This window comes from Hymenobacter sp. 15J16-1T3B (assembly GCF_020711235.1).
Lineage (GTDB): Bacteria > Bacteroidota > Bacteroidia > Cytophagales > Hymenobacteraceae > Solirubrum.
In genome coordinates this window covers 59,282-81,394 of the sequence record NZ_JAJFAV010000003.1, presented here as the reverse complement: position 1 = coordinate 81,394, position 22,113 = coordinate 59,282, and the positions used below count along the sequence as shown (strand labels likewise).

Below are 22,113 nucleotides of genomic sequence, written 5' to 3'. Positions count from 1 at the left end.
TACCGCCCGTTCGCCCCGCCGTCATGGCAAGCGAAGCGCGGCAATCCTTTCCCTAGCAGCACCGACGCCTTACATACAAACCCAAAACCACACCGCCCGCAACCGGCGTTACCGGTTGCGGGCGGTGTGGTTTTTCAGCTTCTGCCAGTGGAGCGTGAGAAACGGCTACCTCGCTTCATGCGCAATACCGGCCGTCCGCGGCCACGGGCCCATGCCCAGCCAGCGGCGCGGCTGCCTATATTGCGGCCTTCTCTGCTTTCCATGCGCCTGACCACTTCCCCCCTGATTTCTGCCTTGCTGTTGAGCGGCGTGCTGGCCGCCTGCTTCCAGCGTACCGACGACGCGCGACAAGCCGCGGCCAACGCCCCCGGCGCCGACGCCGTGGTGCTGCAAGCCGGCAAACCTCTTACCGAGGACTTCGAAGCCGGCAGCAAGGGCTCCTACGCCCCCGGTGAGGAAACCCTGCCTTCCGGCCGCTGGCTGCTCGACGACGCGCTGATTGGCAGCAGCGACCAAGACCACAAGCACGGGCAGAAAGCCTTGCGCCTGCGCGGCAAGGGCCGCGCCCAAATGCGCTTCGACCTGCCCGCGGGCGCCGGCCGGGTGCGCGTGTTTCACGCCAGCTACGGCAAGGACGGCGCCGTGCGCTGGCAGCTCTGGGGCTCCGCCGACCGCGGCCGCAGCTGGCAGCCCGTCGGCGGCGAAATCAAGGTGGAAGGTGCCGGGCTGCCCGCCACCATCGTGGTGAACCGCCCCGGGCCGCTGCGCCTGGAAATCCGCAAGCTCGACGGCGGCGACGACCGATTAAACCTCGACGACTTCTCCGCGGAGCCCTACCAGGGCGGCACCCCGCCCACCGTGGCCGGCAATGGCGCCCGCACGCCGGCGGCCACGGCGCCGGCCGCCCCCGCTCCGGCTCCGGCCGGCAAGACTCAGGGCCCGGCCGGGCAGGACGACCCGCTCAGCCTCGGCAACCCCAGCGGCGCCAGCAGCAACCCCGACCAGTCGCCCAACAACTACCTGATGGTGAAGCCCCAGTACGCGCTGAGCTACTCCCGCGACCGGGGTATTCCGAACTGGGTGGTATGGCACCTGAGCCAGGCCTGGCTGGGCTCGGCCCCGCGCCAGGACGACTTCCGCCCCGACCCGGCCCTGCCCCGCGGCTGGTACCAGGTCACGCCCCGCTCCTACTCCGGCTCGGGCTTCGACAAGGGCCACAACTGCCCCTCGGCCGACCGCAGCCTGACGCTGGACGACAACTCGGCCACGTTCCTGATGACCAACATGATTCCGCAGGCGCCGATGAACAACCAGCGCACCTGGAATCACCTCGAAGACTACTCGCGCGACTTAGTGCACGCCGGCAACGAAGTGTACGTGCTGATGGGCAGCTACGGCCGCGGCGGCACCGGCGCTAACGGCCTCGCCCAAACCCTCGACAACGGCCACGTGACCGTGCCCAAGCGCGTGTGGAAGGTGCTGGTGGTGCTGCCCAACGGCTCCGGCGACCTGCAACGCATTGCCGCCGGCCAGGCCCGCCTTATTGCCATCGACACGCCCAACGACAACAGCGTCAACCCCGACTGGGCCCAATACCGCACCAGCGTCGACGCCATCGAAGCCGCCACCGGCCTCGACCTGCTCAGCCAGCTGCCAGCCGAGGCCCAAGCCCGCCTGGAGGCCCGCGTCGACGCCGGCCCGACGCGCTAAGCCGCCGGCGTCCCCAGCGCGGTGCGTCGTTGATGACGTCTACCATCGAAAAAGCCCGCCCGGCAACTTGCCGGGCGGGCTTTTTACTAAAGGCGGGAAGTGTCTACTCGCGGGTGCCGCTGTCGAAGCCGCTGACGAGCAACTGCCGGTCGGCCGCCGACAGCGGGCGGTTATTGGCCTGGGCGTACACGGCGCAGGCCCGCTCCGCCGACTCGACGCCGAGGGCTTTGGCGCGCATGCCCCAGAGCACCACCGCGTACTGGTGACGGTTGTACATGTTGCCGTCGTGCAGAAACATGGTCTGTTTTTTCGAGGCCAGTAGCTTTTCGAAGTCCATTTCGCCGCCCCGGCTGGCCTGCCTAACATAGTCTTCAATGTTGGCGGGGGCCGCGGCTACCGGGCCGCCGCTGGCCGTGACCAAGGGTTGCGGGGCGGGGCTGGTTTGGGCCCAGGCTGCGGTGCTGCCTCCTAGCAGGAACAACGAGCAAACGACAAGTAATCGGGACATAAGCAATGCAGAAATAAAGGATGGGTGATGAAGCTACGTAACAACGCCCGCAGCTGGTTTTGCGTGCCCGCCCTCTCAACTTTCGCGCCGAATTACTGCACTCATGATAGCTGCGGCATTATTTTACCGTTATCCTAACGAACGAGCCGCCGGCCGGCGCGGCCCAAAGACCAACGCCAACCAGCGGCTCGTTCGGCAACACATCCAGTGCCGCGGCTCAGGTTTCCACCAGGGTCGTCTTAAATCCGGCGAGCTTGCCGCTGCTGGTTTTGCCCAGGGCGTAGGCTTCCACTTGCGGCCCCTTGCCGATGCGGTACACCTTCACGTCTTCCAGCTCCTGCTTCAGAAACATTTGCAGGGCCTTGAAGCGGTTGGCCAGCTCCACGCTGCCGAGCACGCCGTCGTCGGCGGTGTGGTTGCGCAGGAAATACGTCAGCTCCTGCTCCTGCACCAGGGTATCGGCGGGCTGGTTGAGCAGCTTGAGCACTTCCTTGGCGTCCAGCGCCCCGCTCGGGGCCTGGTAGCTCACCGCGGCCAGCGGCGCATCCGACTCGCTCACGAAGTACAGGCCCTCGGTCAGCTGGCGAAGCTGCTCCAGCGCCGTATCGGCCGGGCCTTGGTCAGCCGTCTTGGCCTCGTTCGAGGCTGCAGTTTCGCGGGCGGCTTTGCTGGCCAGCGGCTTGCCGGCCGCGGCGGGGGCAGCCCCGTCGGCGGCGGGCACCTGGGCGGCAATGGCGGCGGCCAGCTCCTGCATGCGCTCCTCAGCCACCTTGATTTTGGGGTTGGCGAAGTTCATGTCCGCCACCTTGTTCATCGGAATCAGGTGAATGTGCGCGTGGGGCACTTCCAGCCCGATAACGGCCACCCCGATGCGGCGGCAGGGCACGGCGGCTTTCACACCCTTGGCCACGCGCTGGGCAAACTGGTGCAGGGCCGCCAGCTCGGCCGGGGGCAGGTCGAAGATGTAGTCGACCTCCTTTTTCGGAATGACCAAGGTGTGGCCCTCGACCAGCGGCGTAATGTCGAGAAAGGCCAGGTGGTGCTCGTCCTCCGCCACTTTGTAGGCGGGCAGCTCACCCGCCACGATGCGGGAAAAAATGGAAGGCATGCGGTGAAATGGTGAGGTGGTGAAATGCGAAGGCGCCGTTTTGGCGGCCCCAAGCGGCTCCGTTGGGCCGGCTGCCAAAGTACGGGGCAAAATGCAAAAGGGCGAAGCCGCAGCTCCGCCCTTTACACGTTCCGGCTAGAATAGTGTGGGCTAACTCAGCCGTTCACCACTCCGCATTGCACCGCTTAGCGGCTGATTTCGAGGATTTCGAACTGCAGCTTGCCCGCGGGCACGGTGATTTCGGCCACGTCGCCGGCCGACTTGCCCAGCAAGCCCTTGCCGATGGGCGACTTCACCGAGATTTTGCCGGCGGCCAGGTTGGCTTCTTCTTCGGCCACCAGGGTGTAGTCGAGCACCATGTTGTTCTTCAGGTTCTTCAGCTTCACCTTGCTCATGATGAGCACCTTGCTCGTGTCCAGGTTGGAGTCGTCGAGGATGCGGGCGTTGCCGATGATTTCTTCGAGCTTGGAGATTTTCAGCTCCAGGTGCCCCTGCGACTCTTTGGCCGCGTCGTACTCGGCGTTTTCGCTCAGGTCACCTTTGTCGCGCGCCTCCGCCAGCTGGCGGGCTGCCTCGGCCCGGCCGCGAATTTTGAGGTCCTGCAGTTCGTCCTTAAGCTTCTGCAAGCCTTCGGCGGTATAATAGTTGACAGCCATGACGAAGTAGGTTGTGGTGGGTCAATCAGGTAAAAAAACAAGGAGAACGGCCGGCGGCGCCGGCCGTTCTCCCGAACAGGCATCAGCAAATATAGGCAATCAAGCCCACAGTACGCAAGCCCGGCGACGCGGTGCGGGCACCAACCTCGTCCCCACCGGTCATCGGCCCGCCCCGGCCCAGACGGGAGCTGACCGGGGTATCCAGCAGGTGGTCAGCTCGCTTCTGCGTTTGATTGGCTGCCGCGCTCCGGCCGGTTGAGCTAGGCCAAAAACATGCTTTCGGCGGGGCCGCGGGATGGGCAACGAGCGGTGTTTCACGGCTTAGGCCGGCTGGCGCAGCAACGCTCCGATCTTCTGCGCCAGCACTTCGTTGATGCGCTGGTACGACTCGTGCGTCCAGCCGCCCACGTGCGGGGTCAGCACCACGTTGGGGGCGGCGCGCAACCACTCGTAGCGGGCCTGCTGCTCGGGCTTGAGGCTGGCCAGCCGCTCGTTGTCGAGCACGTCGAGGGCCGCGCCGCGCAGCTGGCCTTCGCGCAGCAGCGGCACGAGGGCGGCGTGGTCGAGCACTTCGCCGCGGGCCGTGTTGAGCAGCCAGAGCTTGTGCCGAAAGCCGCGCAGCAGCGCCTCGTTCACAAATCCGTGGTTTTGGGCCGAGTACGGAATATGGATGCTGAGCACGTCGCAGCGCTGCTGCAGCTCCTGCAGCGGCACCAGTGGCAGGTAGTCGGTGGCGGCCACGGCCAGGTCGTGGTCGTAGCCGAGCACGGTGCAGCCGAAGCCGCGCAGGCAGCGGGCGAAGCTACGCCCCATGTGCCCGGCGCCAATGATGCCCACCGTGCGGGCCTGCAGCTCGTAGCCGCGGTTGGCCTCGCGCTGCCATTTGCCCTGGCGCACCTCCGCGTCGGCCGCGGCCACTTTGCGCAGCAGCGCCAGCAGCGTGCCCACCGCAAATTCGCCCACGGCCTGGGAGTTGCCCTCTGGCGCATTCACCAGGGCCACGCCGGCCGCTTCCAAGGCCGCCACGTCGATGTTGTCGACGCCGGCGCCGGCGCGGGCCACGAAGCGCAGGCGCGGCCCGTGGCGCAGCAGCTCGGCCGTCACGCGCACTTTGGAGCGCACAATCAGGCCGTCGTAGGCGCGTTTGGCCAACGCCGCCGGCACTTCGGCGGGCAGCAAGTCGGGTTCGTAGTCAATCTGCACGCCCGCTTCCCGCATCAGCGTCTTCAGCGAGGGGTGCATTTCGTCGACGACGAGGCAGCAAATCATAGCTCAGGTAGTGGTGGTGGAGAGTACGGAACAGCGAAACCCGCGCCAAGTTGGCCCGCGCCGGCGGGCCGGCGGCTAAGCCCATGGCCAGCAGGGCTTATCCTTGCTTGCGGTGCTCGGCAACCTGCCGGGTCAGGCCGATGAAGTCCTGCACGCTGAGCTGCTCGGCACGCTTGTCGAACAGCGGCTCGGTCATGGCTTCGGCCGGCATGCCCAGGGGCTTGAGGCAGTTGCGCAGAGTCTTGCGGCGGGTGCTGAAGGCCTGCTTCACCACCTGGAAAAACAGCTTTTCGTCGCAGTCGAGGCGCTCCACCTGGTTGCGGGTGAGGCGCAGCACCGCGCTTTGCACCTTGGGCGGCGGCACGAAGACGTGCGGGGGCACGGTAAAGAGGTACTCGGTGTCGTAGAAGGCCTGCACCAGCACGCTCAGAATGCCGTACACCTTGGAGCCGGGCCCGGCGGCAATGCGCTCGGCCACTTCCTTTTGGATCATGCCCACGCATTCGCGCACCTGCTGGCGGTGCTCCAGCACTTTGAAGTAGATCTGGGTGCTGATGTTGTAGGGAAAGTTGCCGATAACGGCCAGCGGCGCGTTATCAAAGAGCTTGCCCAGGTCCTGCTTGAGAAAGTCGGCTGACAGAATACGCCCGCCCAGCGCCGGAAAGTGCTGCTGCAGGTAGGCCACCGATTCCCGGTCGATTTCGATGACGGTGGTTTCGTACTCGGCCGGGTGCTCCAGCAGAAACTGCGTCAGCACGCCCATGCCCGGGCCCACTTCCAGCACGTGGCGCACGCCGCCGGGCAGGCGCAGGCTTTCGGCAATGTCGCGGGAAATGTTGAGGTCGGCCAGAAAGTGCTGGCCCAGGTGCTTTTTCGGGGTGACGCGTTCCACGGGCGGGGGCGCGAAGGACAACTCCGCGCGTTGGATTGGGCCGCAAAAGTACGAAAGCCCGGCCGGGCGGCCCTGCCCCGCAGTTACGCGGCGGTTACGCATAACCGGATAACTTGCGCGCCCAAGTTATTTCTGCGCCATGTCCCTCCAACTCGCTACTACCGCCGCGCTGCCCGCCGGCCCCGCCGATACCGTCGTGATTCTGCCCGCTGGCAGCCTCACCCTGCCCGCCGAAGCGCCGGCCCTGCCCGAAGCCGCCCGCGCCTACGCCGACCAGCAACTCGCCGCCGAGCAGCGCCTGTTCGCCGTGAACCTGTACTCGCACCGGCTGTACGTAGTGGTAGCGGAAGCCAAGAAAACCGCCGACCTCAGCGCCGAACAGCTGCGCCGCAAAGGCCACGAACTGCACGCCAAGCTGAAAACCGCCAAGGTCCAAGAGCTGCACATCGTCGATCTGACGGCTGATAAGCAGGCCGCCCTGCCCCTGGCCGAGGGCCTGTACCTGTCGGCGTACCAGTTTGAGGGCTACAAAACCGACGAGAAATCGAAAAAGCCCGCCGACCTGCGGCGCGTGGTGCTGGTCGGGGCCGCCGAGGCCGAGGTCACGACCCTCGCCAACCTGCTCAGCGGCGTTGTCCTGGCCCGCGACTTGGTGAACATGCCCTACAATAAGCTCACGGCCACCATGTTTGCCGAACAAATGGCCGCCGCGGGCGAGGCAGCGGGCTACCACACCGAAATCTTCGACCAGGCCCGTATCGAAGCGCTGCGCATGGGCGGCCTGCTGGCCGTCAACCAGGGCAGCCCCGAGCCGCCCACCTTCACCATTATGGAGTGGAAGCCCGAAGGCGCCAGCAACGAGCGGCCCTACGTGCTCGTCGGCAAGGGCGTGGTGTTCGACACCGGCGGCCTGAGCCTCAAGCCCACGCCCGCGTCCATGGACATGATGAAGTGCGACATGGCCGGCGGCGCCGCCATGACCGGCGTGATGTACGCCCTGGCCAAAAACCGCGTCCCGCTGCACGTGGTAGCCCTGGTGCCCGCCACCGACAACCGCCCCGGCGGCCCGGCCTTCGCCCCCGGCGACGTGCTGACCATGCACTCGGGCCTGACGGTGGAAGTGCTCAACACCGACGCCGAAGGCCGCCTGATCCTGGCCGACGCCCTGCACTTCGCCAAGAAGTACCAGCCCGAATTGGTCATCGACGCGGCTACGCTCACCGGCTCGGCCGCCCGCGCCATCGGCAAGGAAGGCATTGTGGCCATGGGCACCTGCGGCGACGACACCATGCAGGCGCTAGGCCAGGCCGGCCGCCGCGTGCACGAGCGTATCGTGGAGTTTCCGCTCTGGGACGAGTACGCCGAGCACATCAAGAGCGACATTGCCGACATCAACAACCTGGGCAAGGCCGAAGCCGGCGCTATTTCGGCAGGCAAGTTCCTGGAGCGCTTCATCGAAGGCACGCCCTGGATTCACCTCGACATTGCCGCCCCCGCCTACCTCACCGCCCCGGATTCGTACCGCGGCAAAGGCGGCACCGGCACGGCCGTGCGCCTGATTTATAATTTCCTGACGAGCCGCAAGTAACCGCGTTGGTTTGTCGGCAGCGCCACCGCCGCTGTTCCTCTTCTAGCCCCAACTCAACAGCATGCTTCCCCGCATTGGCATCAGCACCGGCGACCTGGCCGGCATCGGCCCCGAAATCATCTACCGCACCCTGCAGGACCCGCGCGTACTGCGCTTCTGCACACCGGTGGTCTACGGCACCGCCGCTACCCTCTTCGACGACTTTCCGCACGACAAGCACCACCCGCCGCTGAGCTTCCGGCAGGTGCGCGAAGCGGCCGACATCACGGCCGGCAAAGTCAACGCCGTGACCTGCTGGGACGAGGATTTCGGCCTCACGCCCGGGCAGCCCACCGAGGCGTCCGGCCGCGCCGCCCGCCTCTCGCTTATTGCCGCCGCCAACGACCTGAAGGCCGGCCTGATCGACGCGCTGGTGACGGCGCCCATCAGCAAGGAAAACACCCAAGGCGAGGGGTTCAACTTCCCCGGCCACACCGAATTCTTGGCCCACCACTTCAGCAAGAACAACGACAGCCTGATGTTCCTGGTGGCCGACGATTTGCGCGTGGCCACCGCCACCGGCCACATCGCGCTGAAGGACGTGCCGGCCCGCCTCACCTCCGAGGTGCTCAGCGGCAAGCTGCGCATGCTGCTGCAGTCGCTGCGCCAGGATTTCGGCATCGACAAGCCCCGGGTGGCCGTGCTGGGCCTGAACCCGCACGCCGGTGAAAAGGGCCTCATTGGCAAGGAGGAGCAGGACTTGGTGACGCCTGTCATCCAGCAGTTCCTCAACGAAGGCCACTTGGTTTACGGTCCCTATCCCGCCGACGGCTTCTTCGGGACGCGCCAGTACGGGCAGTTCGACGCTACTCTGGCCCTGTACCACGACCAAGGGCTGATTCCGTTCAAAACCATTGCCTTCGAGCGGGGCGTCAACTTCACCGCCGGCCTGCCCGTCATTCGCACCTCCCCCGACCACGGCACTGCCTACGGCCTGGCCGGCAAGTTCGACGCCGACCCGACTTCCTTCCGCGAAGCCCTGTACTTGGCCTGCGACTTGGTGCGCAACCGCCGGGCCGAAAAGGAAGCTGAAGCCTAAGCTCGTAGTTAAACTACCGCTTGTCTAGCCCATAGTTTACAGACTGTGGGCTAGACAATTGCGAACTACCAAGAACGGTTTTGGCTCAGCGCGAGCCATTGCCGCTTCAGAAACATTCTTTCCAAAAACGAAACTTTGTTTTTGATTTAGCAATTTCCGTTGCACCTTTGCAGCCGGAAAGGCTGATTGGCTTTGTCTGACTCCAGCCGTTCTACTTTCGCTTCACCTCCTCTATGACGCTCAGCAACCCTTCGGAATACAAAACCGCCCTGCGCCGCCTCGACGCACTGGTGGCCGCCGGTTTCGAGGGCAACGCGGCGCTGGAAGCCGAGTTTCGGGAGCTGGTCGTGGCCATCGACGCCTACGAAGACCAGCTCGGGCTCATGCCCATTCCCACGCTGCCGGAGTCGCTGGCCGACATGATTGAATTGAAGCGGCAGCAGATGCGCCTCAAGCAGAAAGAGCTGGCGCAATTGCTGGAAGTGCCGGCCGGGCGCTTGTCGCAAATTCTCAGTGGCAAGCGCCGCGTAACCCTGGACCTGGCCAAAAAGCTCTACGAGCGGCTGGGCATCAGCCCGGAATTCATCCTTAAAAAGGCGTAATCCGGGGCCCAAACTTCCCTCTTACCTCATTAGAGCGGCGAAATATTGCTATTTTTGCCGCCCGCCAGAACCGACTCTGTGAAAAAGGACCATAAATACGACCTGCCGCTGGCCGCGCTGAGCGAGAAAAAGCACGAGTTCGTGTTTGACCTCGACCAGGCGTTTTTCGAGCAGTTCGACCAGACCCTGATTCCGGACGGCAAGCTGCGCGCCGACGTGGTGGTTGACAAAACCGCCCAGCGCATCGTCATCGACACCCACATCGTGGGCACCGTGCAGCTGATCTGCGACCGGAGCCTCGACGAGTTCGATCAGCCCATCGACGTGGAAAACCAACTGCTGCTGCGCTTCGGCGAGCAGGAGCTAGAGCTCGACGACGACGTGCTGCAAGTGACGCCCGACACGCAGACCTTGCCCATGGCCCAGCACTTTTTCGACTACATCGGTCTTTCCTTGCCGATGAAGAAGCTGCATCCGCGCTTCCAGGACGAAGAAGACGACAACCCCGACGCCGACGCCAAGCTCATCTACTCCACCGGCACCGCTTCCGGCGACGCCGACGACGATGACGACGAAGACCTCGGCGACCCGCGCTGGAATGCGCTGCGGAACCTGAACTAAGGCCGCTTACTCCCTCCGTTTTTTCATTTTTTTCTTCTCTTTCACTCATGGCACACCCCAAACGACGCGTCTCCGCCGTCCGCCGCGACAAGCGTCGCACCCACTACAAGCTCGATGCTAAGGCTGTTTCGACCTGCCAGACCACCGGCGAAACGCACCTGCGTCACCGCGCTTACGTGGTAGACGGTGACCTGTACCTCAACGGCAAAGTGGCCATTGCCGGCTACGCCCCGGTAGCTTCGGCCGCCGCTAGCACCGACGAGGAATAGCCCCGACCCGCTCCTAGCCCAGCCGGCGGCCCTCACCCGGCCGCCGGTTTTACATTACCGCCGACTGTTCTTCATCCCGCTTTCATGAAAATAGCCCTCGACGCCATGGGCGGCGACTTCGCCCCCAAAGCTGCCGTGGACGGAGCCGTGCTGGCCGCCGAACAACTCGATGGCCAGGCCACCATTGTGGTTATCGGCCAGGAAGAAGCTGTGCGCCCTCTGCTCGACGCGCACGGCGAGCGTGCCCGCAATATTGAGTTTGTGCCCGCCACGCAGGTTATTGCCATGGGGGAGCACCCCACCAAAGCCCTGCAACAAAAGCCGGATTCGAGTATTGCCGTCGGCTACAAGCTGCTGCACGGCAGCGACGTGGAAGCCTTCTGCTCGGCTGGCAGCACTGGCGCTATGCTGGTGGGCGCCATTTTCAGCGTGAAGCCGGTGCCCGGCGTGATGCGCCCGGCCATCGGCAACCTCGTGCCCAAGCTGAAAGGCGAGTACGGCGTGATGGTGGATGCTGGGGCCAACGCGGAGTGCAAGCCCGAAATGCTCGAGCAATTTGCCGAGCTGGGCTCCTTGTACGCGCAGTACGTGCTGGGCATTGAGCAGCCCAAGGTCGGCCTGATGAACCTCGGCGAGGAAGAAGGCAAGGGCACCGCCCTGCTGCAAGCCGCCTACAACCTGCTGAAGGTGAACCCCCACATTCACTTCATCGGCAACATCGAGGGCCGCGACATGTTCAACGAAAAGGCCGACGTGATTGTGTGCGACGGGTTTACGGGGAACGTGATTCTGAAGCTCTCGGAGTCGTTCTACGACATCATGCAGGAGAAAGGAATGAACATGGACCCGTTCTTCCACAAGTTCGACTACGAAGGCGTGGGCGGCTCCCCCATCCTGGGCATCAACGACAACGTCATCATCGGCCACGGCGTGAGCGGGCCGAAGGCTATCTGCAGCATGCTGCTGCAGGGCTTCAAGATGGCGCAATCGGGCATTGCCGACCAGATCAAGGCGACATTTAAGTCTTAATGCGGAGTTAATTTCGCAGTTCGGTCCGGCCACCTCGGCCGGACTTTTTACTACCTTGGCGGCCGTTTTCGGCGGCCTTGTCTCTCTCAGCCGCATTTTCTCTCTTTGCCCATGAAGCTGACCGCTGCCATTACCGGCGTAGGCGCCTACGTACCCGAGTACGTGCTGACCAACCAGGAACTCGAAAAGCTGGTGGACACCAACGACGAGTGGATTCAGACCCGGACCGGCATCAAGGAGCGCCGCATCCTGAAAGGCGAAAACCAGGGCACTTCGGTAATGGCCATCAAGGCCGTGCAGCAGTTGCTGGATAAAACCGGTACCAAGCCCGAGGACGTGGAGCTGCTCATCTGCGCCACCACCACGCCGGACATGGTGTTTCCGGCCACGGCCAACATTATTTCGGAGGGCGTGGGCATCAAGAACGCCTTCAGCTACGACATTTCGGCCGCTTGCTCGGGCTTCCTGTTTGCCTTGGCTACTGGCGCCTCCTTCGTGCGCGCCGGCCTCTACAAAAAGGTCATCATCGTCGGGGCCGATAAAATGTCGGCCATTACCGACTACACCGACCGCTCGACCTGCATCCTGTTCGGCGACGGCGCCGGCGCGGTGCTGCTCGAGCCAAGCACCGACGGCTACGGCATCCTCGACCAGGAGCTGCGCTCCGACGGCGTGGGCGAGAACTACCTGTTCCAGAAAGCCGGTGGTTCGCGCCGCCCGCCGTCCATCGAGACGGTGACCAACCGGGAGCATTTCGTGTACCAGGAAGGCGCGACAGTGTACAAGTTCGCCGTGAAGGGCATGGCCGACGTGGCCGGCACCGTGGCCGAGCGCAACGGGCTCAACGCCGACACCATTGACTGGCTGGTGCCCCACCAGGCCAACAAGCGCATCATCGACGCCACCGCCAACCGCGTGGGCATCGGCGCCGATAAGGTGATGCTGAACATCTACAAGTACGGCAACACCACCAACGCCACCATTCCGCTCTGCCTGTCGGACTACGAAAGCCAGCTGCGCCGCGGCAACAACCTGATTTTCGCGGCCTTTGGCGGCGGCTTCACCTGGGGCGCGCTCTACGTGAAGTGGGCCTACGACCCCAAACCTGGTCCGCAAACCGCCTAACTACCAGGGCGGCCGGCGCGCAATCAGCTATACTTGCACCCCCGACGTGCCGCCCCGCCCACCCGGACGGGTCGGCACGTTGTTTTTTCTCCCCCAATCGTTTTCCTCCCCTGCCGCAGCAGCTCAGCGGTTTTCCGGAATCAGCCCCCGCTGCTGCGCCAACCCAAACCTTTCTTTCACTCATGGCAACCACCGCGGATTTTCGCAACGGCCTCGTTTTAAACTACAACGGGGACCTGCACGTCATCACGGAGTTTCAGCACGTGAAGCCGGGCAAAGGCCCTGCTTTCGTGCGCACCAAAATGCGCAACATCAAAACCGGTAAGGTGATTGACAACACCTTCAACGCCGGGGTCAAGGTGGAAACCGCCCGCGTGGAGCAGCGCCCGCACCAGTACCTGTTCAAGGACGACTACGGCTACACCTTCATGGACACCGACACCTTCGAGCAGGTGGTACTGCCCGAGGCCATGGTGCCCTTCGCCGACCTGATGAAGGAAGGCCAGGCCGTGACCATCCTGATGCACGCCGAAACCGAGCAGCCGCTGACGGCGGAACTGCCCGCCTTCGTGGAGCTGGTGGTGACCTACACCGAGCCCGGCCTGCGCGGCGACACGGCAACCAACACCCTGAAGCCGGCCATCCTGGAAACGGGCGCCCGCATCCAGGTTCCTTTGTTCATTGACCAGGACCAAAAAATCAAGGTCGACACCCGCGACTACAGCTATGTCGAAAGAGTCAAATAAGGACCAAGCGAAGCCCTCCCCCGCTGCCATGAAAGCCAAAGAACTGCAAGACCTCATCGACTTCATTGCCAAGTCGGGCCTGAACAAGGTCAACATCGAGACGGAAGAATTCAAGATTTCGGTACAGCGCGAGCCGAACACCAAGTACGTGGCGGCCGCGGCCCCAGTGCAGGCTGCCCCCGCCGCTGCTCCGGCTCCGCAAGCCGCGCCCGCGGCGGCCCCGGCCGCTCCGGCTGCTGCCCCCGCCGCGGCCGCTGAGGCGCCGGCTGCCAGCAACACGGTAGCGCTGAAAGCCCCGATGATTGGCACGTTCTACCGCTCGAGCAGCCCCGAAAGCCCGTCCTTCGTGAACGTGGGCGACGTGGTGGAGCAAGGTCAGGTGATTTGCATCATTGAGGCCATGAAGCTCTTCAACGAAATCGAAGCCGAACAGCGCGGCCGCATCGTGAAGGCCATGGTCGACAACGCCTCCCCCGTGGAGTACGACCAGCCGTTGTTCCTCATCGAGCCGATGTAATTGTAGAGCTTAGACCGGAGAGCTTAGAGCTTAGAACCGTGGGGCCAACCCGGCTGCGCTTCTAGGTTCTAAGCTCTCCGTTCTCCCATCTAACCCTGAGAGCTGTGTTCAAGAAAATACTCATTGCCAACCGCGGGGAAATTGCGCTGCGCGTGATTCGCACCTGCCGCGAGATGGGCATCAAGACGGTGGCCGTGTACTCCACCGCCGACAAGGAAAGCCTGCACGTGCGCTTCGCCGACGAGGCCGTGTGCATCGGGCCGCCCGCCTCGCGCGACTCCTACCTGAACATTCCGAACCTGATTGCCGCCGCCGAAATCACCAACGCCGACGCCATTCACCCCGGCTACGGCTTCCTCTCGGAAAACGCGGATTTCTCGCGCATCTGCCGCGAAAACGGCATCAAGTTCATCGGCGCCTCGCCCGAAATGATCAACTCCATGGGCGACAAAGCGTCGGCCAAGGACACGATGAAGAAAGCCGGCGTGCCCACCATCCCGGGCTCCGACGGCCTGCTCGACTCCATTGAACAGGGCAAGAAGATTGCCGCCAAGATTAAGTACCCCGTCATCCTGAAGGCCACGGCCGGCGGCGGCGGGCGCGGCATGCGCATCATCAAGGCGGAGGACGAGTTCGAAAAGGCTTGGAACGACGCCCGCACCGAAGCCAAAGCCGCCTTCGGCAACGACGGCGTGTACCTGGAAAAGTTCGTGGAGGAGCCCCGCCACATCGAAATCCAGATTGCCGGCGACCAGTTCGGCACCGTGTGCCACCTCTCGGAGCGGGACTGCTCCATTCAGCGCCGCCACCAGAAGCTGGTGGAGGAAGCTCCCTCGCCGTTTATGACGGAGGAGCTGCGCGAGAAAATGGGCAAGGCTGCCGTGGCCGGCGCCGCCAGCATCGGCTACGAGGGCGTGGGCACCATCGAGTTCCTGGTCGACAAGAACCGCGACTTCTACTTCATGGAGATGAACACCCGCATTCAGGTGGAGCACCCCGTGACGGAGGAAGTTATCAACTTCGACCTGATCAAGGAACAGATCAAGATTGCGGCCGGCATTGCCATTTCGGGCAAAAACTACCTGCCCAAGCTGCACGCCATGGAGTGCCGCATCAACGCCGAGGACCCGCGCAAGGACTTCCGCCCGGCCCCTGGCAAAATCACGGTGCTGCACATTCCCGGCGGCCACGGCGTGCGCGTGGACACCCACGTGTACGCAGGCTACCAGATTCCGCCGAACTACGACTCCATGATTGCCAAGCTCATCACCGTGGCCCAGACCCGCGAGGAGTGCGTGGTGAAAATGAAGCGCGCCCTCTCGGAATTTGTGGTGGAAGGCATCAAGACGACCATCCCCTTCCACCTGAAGCTGATGGACAACGAGGACTTCAAAGCCGGCAACTTCACCACCAAGTTCCTGGAGTCGTTCGACTTCTCGACGCTGTAGGAACCGCTTTTGTGAATAAAAAGAGGGAGTCGCCACTCGGCGACTCCCTCTTTTTATTTGCGCCCAGCGGTACTAGCCCGTTCCGGCTTGCTGCGGGCACCGCCGTTGTGGCCCGAGCTCCGTGCGGCTCACTCGCGTGTGGAAAGCGGCACCGCGCAGCAGAGGCGGGCAGTAACGGCTGGAAGCGCGGCAGGTCAGGTAACTATTTGGTCAGCTGCTCCAACACCTTTTTTCCGTGTTGATTATTGGGATTTAGCTCAATGGATTTCCGGTACATGCCAATGGCGTCTTCTTTCCGGCCGTTTTTCAGCAGGGCCTCGCCCAGGCTGTCGTACGCGTTCCAGCTGCCGGGGTACAAACTAGCCGTTAGCCTGAAGACTTCTAGGCCTTCCTTGACTCGTCCTCTGCCGTTCATCAGCCGGTAGGCCCAGTCGTTCAAGTCATTTTCCGTGGGCCACTGGCTTTTCGGCTTGCTTTTCAATTCCTCCGCGAGGGCCTGCGCGTAGCCGCGCCGCTGCAGTTGCATGCGAAGGGCGGTAAGCGGATCGGCCAGAGGAATCTTCGGGTTGTAGTAGCCGGCCAGCTCGTCCAGAAATTCTTCCGGATACGTCCCGGCCTGATTGGTCAGCACGATCAGGGAAAGGTCGTCCTCCGGGTACACGTACATAGCGGCGACGGAGCCTCCCGTGATGGTTACGGCGCTGTGGCTGGGGCGGGGCTTGGTCACCCAGCCCAGGGCCCACTGGGTGGGAGTACCGTTGTTGTAGCGCCCGGCCGTCCAGAGCGTGCGGAGCGCGGCTTTGGTTTTGAGCAGCTGGCCGTGCTGCAGCGCAATTACCCACCGCGCCAGCTCTTCGGCCGTGCTGTTCAGACCCGAAGCGGTGCGCCGAAACGGGGGATGCTCGCCGTACACGTTCACCAACTTTTCCGCGCCCAGGGTTTTCCCATCCAACCGCGTGACGTACCGGTACGACTGCACCCGCCGCGGCACTACGTCGCGCGAATCGCCTAGCACGGTACTGGGCATGCCGGCTACGGCAAACTGCTGCTGAAACACCTCCGCGAAAGGCTTGCCGGCGAGCTTGTCGATGAGTTTGCCCAGCAGCACGTAATTCGTCTGGTTGTAGGCAAACTGTTCGCCGGGCGCGAAGTCCATGGGCTGCGCCTGGATTTTTGCCCAAGCGGCTTCTTCGCTGCCCAGCGCGTCCAGCCCGAACGTATTGGGGTTCAGCAGCCGGTTGATATCCGGCAGGCCCGACACGTGCGTGAGTAGCTGCCGGATGGTAACCGGTTGCCAGGGCGCGGGCAGCCCGTCCAAGTAACGCGCCACCGGGGCCGCCAGGTCGATTTTTCCTTCTTCCACCAATTGCATGATGGCGACGCCCGTCACCGATTTGGTGCAGGAGTACACCGGGAAAACGCTTCGATTGGTCACCGGCAAGGAGTCCTGCACATTGGCCAGGCCGTAGCTCCTGAGCAAGGCAATTTTCCCGCGTTGCACCACCGCGAGCTGTAAGCCCGTAATCCGCCGCTCCCGCATTTGCCGGCGCAGGAAGGCGTCCACGCTATCGGCGGCCGGCCGGGACTGCGAGAAGGAATAGCCGCTGCTTGCTAGCCATAGCCAAGCAGTCAGGCAGCCGGAGACTAAACGTCGGATGCGGTTCATGAAAGTAAGGTTTGGGTGGAGGCTGGGGACCACTCAGCCGCATTTGGGCGGAGGACAACTGCGTTATCGGCTAGGCAGCGCGCCGCTACGGGCTTCTCCCCTACCTTGCCAGTGCTGGCCCCAACCTGCAGGGCGGTGGCCAACAAGACCCATCTAAGCCAGGACAGCGTGATATACGAAGCAATTCGTAATACCAAAGATACTGGACGCTGCTGACCAAGCAAATTGATCTACGATTATTTTCGTACTGCCTTCCTCAACGCTGATGGCTACCTATGACCGCCTTGCTGCTTGCTTGTTCGCCGGCGCCATTGGCGACGCGTACGGCAGCAGCTACGAGCAGGCCGCTTCTGCCCGCAACGACTCGCGCATTTATTACCCCTTCGGCCGGCCGCCGGAACCGCGGCGCCGCTGGCGGCTAACCGACGACACGCAGCTCACCCTAGCCACTTGCGAGGCCATAATCGAATGCGGCGGGCAGGCGCGGCCCGAGGCAATTGCGGCCACGTTCCGGCAGCACTTTGAAGCCGGGCAGCTGACGGGGCTCGGAAGCAGCACCCTGCATGCCCTGCAAGGGCTGGTCGCGGGCGGCCATTGGAGCCAAGTAGGGCGCGGTGGGGACTACGCGGCCGGCAACGGCGCCGCCATGCGCATTGCGCCCTTGGCTTTCCTTGGCCCGGAACCGGACCGGCAGCTCGTCGAGGCGGTGTGCCGCATCACGCACCGCCACCCGGAGGCCTACGCGGGCGCCCTGGCCGTGGTGCTGGGCATCCGGGCGGGGCTGGCTGATGACTGGACCGACCGCGCTTCCCTGCTGCCATGCATCAGTGCCGGGCTGCCCGACACACGCGTGCGGGACCGGCTGCTGGAGCTGCAGGCGCAGCCAGCTGGGTTGTCAATAGCCGACGTAGCGGCGCGGTTTGGCAGCGGCGGGTACGTCGTCGAATCGGTGGCCCTGGCGTTGTGGGCCGCGGCGCAGGTTCCGAGGCTCGGTTTGGCGGCAGTGCTGGCTGAAGTGTGCGCGGCCGGCGGCGACACCGATACCACCTGCTCCCTGGCCGGGCAAGTGGCTGGGGCGCGCCTGGGCACGGCCGCGTTGCCCACGGCGCTGTGGCAGCGGCTGCAACGCCTGCCGGACTACGTCAGGCTGCAAACGGTTATAGCACGGTTTGCGCAGCACGCCCGGTAGCCCGCTCGTGCTACCACGCCTGCCGCTGGAATACCGACAGTATCTTCACGCCGTTGGCCCGCAGCTGGTAGACCTCGGCGCCCAGCGAATCGGGATACGGCTCCGGGTGGGTGCGGTAGGTGGTCAGGTAATACGCGCGCGGGGCGGCGGGATTGAGCTGCAGGCGCTGGCGTTGGGCGGCGGGCAGCACGGCCACGTTGTTCATCAGCGGCTGGTGCTGCGCCCCCCGAATGTCGATGCGCGGGGCCGCATCGTGCGCCAGAATCCACTGCAGGCCGGCCCGGTACGAAAGGCCCCAATAATCCCGCTCGAACTGCTGCTCGACGACGCGCGCGGGTAGAAAGGCGAAGAACGTTTGCTCGAACGGGTGCATCAGCACCATGCGGCCCAGCGTGCCCACGGCTTCGAGCGCGGCCAGTGCCGCCAGCCCCACCGCCAAGCGGTGCAGCCGGGCCGACTCCTGGCGGGCCCGCCACAGCAGCAAGGCCCCGCGCAGGGCCAGCAGCAGCAGCGCCGGGTAGATGAAGTAGAGGTGGCGCCAGCCGTCGTACACCACCGAGTGGAGCACGATGACCATGAGCACGGGCGTCAGCAGCCAGCCCAGAAACAGCACATCTAGCCGGTACTCGGGCCGGCGCAGCAGCGCCAGTCGGCTGCGGACCAAGTCGGCCCCCAACGCCAGAGCGCCCAGTAGGGCCGCCGCGGAGTAGGCCACGGGCGTGGTGATGAGCACCCAGACCGGGATGTAGTGCCAAGGCAAAGCATTGATGGACACCCGCTCGCCGAAGTACAGCAAGTCGGCGTCGAAGGCGAAGTTGCTCAAGCTGCTGAACGCGTGCTGGAAGTTGGTGAGCGGGGCCGCCCAGAGGTAGGGCCAGCCGGCTACGGTGGCCGCCACGGCCGTAAGCAGGTACAGGGGCACTGCCGGCAGCCAGCGGCGCCGCAGCTCGGCCGGGCCGTAGAGCAGCTCCAGCGTCACCATGCCCAGCGTCATGGGTAGCAGCAGGCAGCCGAGCAGGCGCACGTCGGTGGCGGCGGCGGTGACCAGGCCGTGGAGCGCGGCGCGGCCCAGGCTGGGGTGCTGCAGCAGCCGGGCCAGGGTGTACACGCCCAGGGTGAAGACGGCCAGGAACACGAGGTCCTTGTTGTTGTAGAAGCTCTCGGCAAAAAAGCGGGGTGAGAGCAGCAACAAGGTGCTGGCCGCTAAGCCCAGCTGCCAGCTACCGAAGCGTAGCCGCGCCAACCGGTACAAGGCCCAGACGCCGCCCACGAACGTGAGGAAGATGGCGGCGTGGCGTAGCAGGTAAGTGGTGCGCGAGTCGGTGATGCCCAGCCCCACTTCCAGCAGGCACAAGGGCGTTTCGAAGAGCACGCCGTGGTCGTTATCGGCGTAGGTGGCAAAGTCCGGCAGGCCGGCAAAGGCCGATTGCCGGGCGGCCCAGTCCGGGGCCACTAATTCCGCCACGTACCGGGCGCTGATCATCCCGGTTTGCCGGTCGGTGGGCTCGTCCCACGATACGCCGTAGTGGCGCAGCAGCACGGCGCCGAGCAGCAGTAGCCCAATGAAAAAGCCGCGGACGGCCCAGAAAGCACGAACCGCGGGCGGAGCGGTGAAAGCAGTAGCAGGCAACGGAGAAACGACGGGCATGTGTTGGGGCAAGCGGGTAGCAGACTCTAAAAATAATCTAACAAGTTTATTCATTGGGCACATTGCCGCTAAACCGAAGCGCCTGCTGGGCCAATGCGGGTTTGGCGTAGGTCAATGTGCTGGCCGACATACCGGCTCCTTCAGCGGCTTGCCCACAGTAGCGTCAGTCCCCTCCGCTGCCGGTTGCAGGGCCTCGTTTCGCTTCAGCGGGCCGCGCCGTTTGCCGCCTCTAGCAGCAGGGCAGGCCACCGTCGCCGTAAGCCTGCTGCCGGCTCTTCGGCTGGCTGTGCCCTCTGCCATCGAAGCTTTTTCAGCAGTGTGCGTGCTCTGTTGGGCATGTTACCGGCTTTCATGGCGAAAAGTAACCGCTCACTTTTTTCATTTTACTTGCGGAATTTATTTATGATTTCTCCGGGAGTTTTGCCTATTTGCGGGCTCCACAACCATTCCCACTCTTTATGTTCAAACATTCTGCGGCAGCCGCTTGGCTGCTCGCGGCCGGAGCCTTATTGGCTTCGTGCAGCAAGGAAGCGGCCGTGACGACGGCCCCCGCGGTGGCCCCGCTGGCCACTACCCCCAACGCCGTAGTGGCCAACGGCGTGATGATGCAGGGCTTCTACTGGAACACGCCTGTGAGCACCACGGCGGGTACGTGGTGGCAAAATCTGGGCAGCAAGGCCCAGGAACTGAGCGACGCGGGCATCACCGCCATCTGGCTGCCGCCGGCCTACAAGGGCGGCAGCGCCCAAGACGTAGGCTACGGCGTGTACGACCGCTACGACCTGGGCGAATTCAACCAGAAAGGCACGGTGGCCACCCGCTACGGCACTGTCAGCCAGCTGCAGGCGGCCATTACAGCCCTGCACGGCAAGGGCATTCAGGTGTACGAGGACATGGTGATGAACCACCTGACCTGGGCCGACGCGCAGGAAACGGTGAACGGCAACACCGTGTACACGAAGTTCAACTTCCCCGGCCGCGGCACTACTTACAGCGCCTACAAATGGAGTTCGGCCAACTTCACCGGCACCCAGCAGGCACCCAACAACGGCTGGTACCAGTGGAAAAGCTGGGACTTCCAGCCCTATGCCAACGGCGACGCCTACGACAACCTGCTCGGCTCGGAAATTCAGTACAACGGCAACGCCAGCAACGCCACCGAAACCATCAACTGGGGCAACTGGATTACCACCAAGCTCAGCCTCGACGGCTACCGCCTCGACGCGACCAAGCACATCTACACGCCCTTCGTGAACCAATGGCTCGACGCGGTGAAGGGCACAAGCGGCCGGTTTGCCGTGTCGGAAGCGTGGTTTCGCAACCTGACCGACATGAACAACTACGCCGCCGCCACCGGCGGGCGCACCAGCCTGTTCGACGTGCCGCTGCACTACACTTTCCAGGACATGAGCAACGGCAACGGCGGCTGGGACATGCGCGGGCTGCAGTTTGCCGGCTTCACCGAGGCCAACGGCCCGCTGTCGGTGTCGTTCGTGGATAACCACGACACCGACCAGCAGGGCGGGGCGCTGTACTCGCCGGTGACCAACCTGAAGATGCTGGCCTACGCCTACATCCTGACTCGCGAGAAGGGCTACCCCTGCGTGTTCTACCGCGACTATTACGAATACGGCTTGGGCGCCCAGATCAAGAAGCTCATCGGCATCCGCAAAGCCAATGCCTACGGCGCGGCCACGGAGTACACCGGCGTCAACGACGCGGACGTGTACGCCTACTCCCGGGCCGGCGACTCCTCCCACCCCGGCCTGCTCGTGCTGCTCAACGACGGCGGCACCGCCCGCACCAAGACCATTACCACGCCTTTTAAGAGCGCGACTTTGACCGACAAAACCGGCAACAACACCAATACCGTCACGACCGACGCCAACGGCACCGGCACCTTCCCGGTCGGCGCCCGCAACTACGCGGTGTGGGTACCGGGCAGCGGTTCCACCACCCCGCCGAGCACCACCAAAACGGCCGTGACCTTCAACATCAACTACAGCAACACGGTGAGCGGGCAGGACCTCTACATCGTGGGCAACACGGCCGAGCTGGGCGCCTGGAACACGGCCAACGCCATCAAAATGAGTGGCGCGGCCTGGCCGAACTGGACGGTGACCATCAACCTGACCTCGGGCACGGCCGTGCAGTACAAGCACATCCGCAAGGACGCGGCCGGCAACGTGCTCTGGGAAGCCGACCCCAACAACAGCTTCACGCCCACCGGCACCTCGATGACGCGCACCGACACTTGGCACTAAGCCACCCAAGCTTTGTGAGTGAATGACCGGAAAAAGGCCCGCTGCTTCAGCGGGCCTTTTTTGTGCGGAATGGCCTCGTCCCACCGGCCGCGGGTACACGGGCTTATTTCCTTTTGAAACCGGCCCCGGCGTTTCCGGTCTGCTCCGGGCGCTTACACGGAATACCGGCGCCGCGCGTTT

General features: G+C 64.1%; 20 protein-coding genes. 13 read left to right on the top strand and 7 right to left on the bottom strand.

Annotated elements, in window-relative coordinates:
• Positions 1 to 261 precede the first annotated feature (261 nt).
• Positions 262 to 1,710 carry a DNA/RNA non-specific endonuclease gene (locus LJ737_RS06240; RefSeq protein ID WP_227763765.1) on the top strand — a complete coding sequence of 483 codons (1,449 nt, stop codon included), beginning with the start codon at positions 262 to 264 and terminating at the stop codon, positions 1,708 to 1,710.
• 103 nt (positions 1,711 to 1,813) lie between these two features.
• Here LJ737_RS06240 and LJ737_RS06235 read toward each other — a convergent pair whose 3' ends face one another.
• The 5 genes from LJ737_RS06235 to rsmA all read right to left on the bottom strand — a co-directional run bounded on the left by LJ737_RS06235 (position 1,814) and on the right by rsmA (position 6,143).
• Positions 1,814 to 2,218, bottom strand: a complete 405-nt coding sequence (locus LJ737_RS06235; RefSeq protein ID WP_227763763.1) for a hypothetical protein — start codon at positions 2,216 to 2,218, stop codon at positions 1,814 to 1,816.
• Between the two features lie 217 nt (positions 2,219 to 2,435).
• On the bottom strand, positions 2,436 to 3,326 hold the full coding sequence (locus LJ737_RS27080; RefSeq protein WP_317206644.1) for a nuclease A inhibitor family protein: 891 nt from the start codon (positions 3,324 to 3,326) through the stop codon (positions 2,436 to 2,438).
• Positions 3,327 to 3,511: 185 nt separating this feature from the next.
• Entirely contained in the window at positions 3,512 to 3,982 is a 471-nt protein-coding gene (greA, locus tag LJ737_RS06220; protein WP_078011251.1) for a transcription elongation factor GreA, read from the bottom strand.
• Between the two features lie 321 nt (positions 3,983 to 4,303).
• Positions 4,304 to 5,251 (bottom strand): NAD(P)-dependent oxidoreductase, encoded by a 948-nt coding sequence (locus tag LJ737_RS06215; protein ID WP_227763761.1) that lies wholly within the window; start codon positions 5,249 to 5,251, stop codon positions 4,304 to 4,306.
• 97 nt (positions 5,252 to 5,348) lie between these two features.
• A complete protein-coding gene (rsmA, locus tag LJ737_RS06210; RefSeq protein ID WP_227763759.1) occupies positions 5,349 to 6,143 on the bottom strand; it encodes a 16S rRNA (adenine(1518)-N(6)/adenine(1519)-N(6))-dimethyltransferase RsmA in 795 nt (264 codons plus the stop codon).
• Positions 6,144 to 6,282: 139 nt separating this feature from the next.
• On the opposite strand from rsmA, the gene LJ737_RS06205 reads away from it, so the two are divergent.
• The 10 genes from LJ737_RS06205 to accC all read left to right on the top strand — a co-directional run bounded on the left by LJ737_RS06205 (position 6,283) and on the right by accC (position 15,166).
• A complete protein-coding gene (locus LJ737_RS06205) occupies positions 6,283 to 7,731 on the top strand; it encodes a leucyl aminopeptidase family protein (protein WP_227763757.1) in 1,449 nt (482 codons plus the stop codon).
• Between the two features lie 61 nt (positions 7,732 to 7,792).
• Entirely contained in the window at positions 7,793 to 8,809 is a 1,017-nt protein-coding gene (gene pdxA / locus LJ737_RS06200; RefSeq protein WP_227763755.1) for a 4-hydroxythreonine-4-phosphate dehydrogenase PdxA, read from the top strand.
• A gap of 233 nt (positions 8,810 to 9,042) precedes the next feature.
• On the top strand, positions 9,043 to 9,411 hold the full coding sequence (locus tag LJ737_RS06195) for a helix-turn-helix domain-containing protein (RefSeq protein WP_227763753.1): 369 nt from the start codon (positions 9,043 to 9,045) through the stop codon (positions 9,409 to 9,411).
• 78 nt (positions 9,412 to 9,489) lie between these two features.
• The gene (locus tag LJ737_RS06190; RefSeq protein ID WP_227763752.1) at positions 9,490 to 10,032 is read left to right on the top strand and encodes a YceD family protein; all 543 of its coding nucleotides are present in this window, start codon (positions 9,490 to 9,492) and stop codon (positions 10,030 to 10,032) included.
• Between the two features lie 47 nt (positions 10,033 to 10,079).
• Complete coding sequence (rpmF, locus tag LJ737_RS06185; protein ID WP_078011258.1) at positions 10,080 to 10,301, top strand: 50S ribosomal protein L32; 222 nt, start codon at positions 10,080 to 10,082, stop codon at positions 10,299 to 10,301.
• Positions 10,302 to 10,385: 84 nt separating this feature from the next.
• Entirely contained in the window at positions 10,386 to 11,330 is a 945-nt protein-coding gene (gene plsX / locus LJ737_RS06180) for a phosphate acyltransferase PlsX (RefSeq protein ID WP_227763751.1), read from the top strand.
• A gap of 111 nt (positions 11,331 to 11,441) precedes the next feature.
• Positions 11,442 to 12,455, top strand: a complete 1,014-nt coding sequence (locus tag LJ737_RS06175; RefSeq protein ID WP_227763750.1) for a beta-ketoacyl-ACP synthase III — start codon at positions 11,442 to 11,444, stop codon at positions 12,453 to 12,455.
• Positions 12,456 to 12,637: 182 nt separating this feature from the next.
• Positions 12,638 to 13,201, top strand: coding sequence for an elongation factor P (gene efp, locus LJ737_RS06170; protein ID WP_227763749.1), 564 nt, complete (start codon positions 12,638 to 12,640; stop codon positions 13,199 to 13,201).
• 28 nt (positions 13,202 to 13,229) lie between these two features.
• On the top strand, positions 13,230 to 13,718 hold the full coding sequence (gene accB / locus LJ737_RS06165) for an acetyl-CoA carboxylase biotin carboxyl carrier protein (RefSeq protein WP_227763748.1): 489 nt from the start codon (positions 13,230 to 13,232) through the stop codon (positions 13,716 to 13,718).
• A 104-nt stretch (positions 13,719 to 13,822) separates the two neighbouring features.
• Positions 13,823 to 15,166 (top strand): acetyl-CoA carboxylase biotin carboxylase subunit, encoded by a 1,344-nt coding sequence (gene accC, locus LJ737_RS06160; RefSeq protein ID WP_227763747.1) that lies wholly within the window; start codon positions 13,823 to 13,825, stop codon positions 15,164 to 15,166.
• Positions 15,167 to 15,368: 202 nt separating this feature from the next.
• Here the strand turns inward: accC and LJ737_RS06155 are convergent, their stop codons facing one another.
• Entirely contained in the window at positions 15,369 to 16,832 is a 1,464-nt protein-coding gene (locus tag LJ737_RS06155; RefSeq protein WP_227763746.1) for a serine hydrolase, read from the bottom strand.
• 265 nt (positions 16,833 to 17,097) lie between these two features.
• Here LJ737_RS06155 and LJ737_RS06150 point away from each other — a divergent pair, with 265 nt between their 5' ends.
• Positions 17,098 to 18,021: an ADP-ribosylglycohydrolase family protein gene (locus LJ737_RS06150; protein ID WP_227763745.1), complete on the top strand. Its 924-nt coding sequence runs from the start codon at positions 17,098 to 17,100 to the stop codon at positions 18,019 to 18,021.
• A 10-nt stretch (positions 18,022 to 18,031) separates the two neighbouring features.
• Here LJ737_RS06150 and LJ737_RS06145 read toward each other — a convergent pair whose 3' ends face one another.
• Positions 18,032 to 19,669 carry a glycosyltransferase family 39 protein gene (locus tag LJ737_RS06145; RefSeq protein WP_227763743.1) on the bottom strand — a complete coding sequence of 546 codons (1,638 nt, stop codon included), beginning with the start codon at positions 19,667 to 19,669 and terminating at the stop codon, positions 18,032 to 18,034.
• A gap of 458 nt (positions 19,670 to 20,127) precedes the next feature.
• Here LJ737_RS06145 and LJ737_RS06140 point away from each other — a divergent pair, with 458 nt between their 5' ends.
• Complete coding sequence (locus LJ737_RS06140) at positions 20,128 to 21,933, top strand: alpha-amylase (RefSeq protein ID WP_227763741.1); 1,806 nt, start codon at positions 20,128 to 20,130, stop codon at positions 21,931 to 21,933.
• Positions 21,934 to 22,113: the final 180 nt, after the last annotated feature.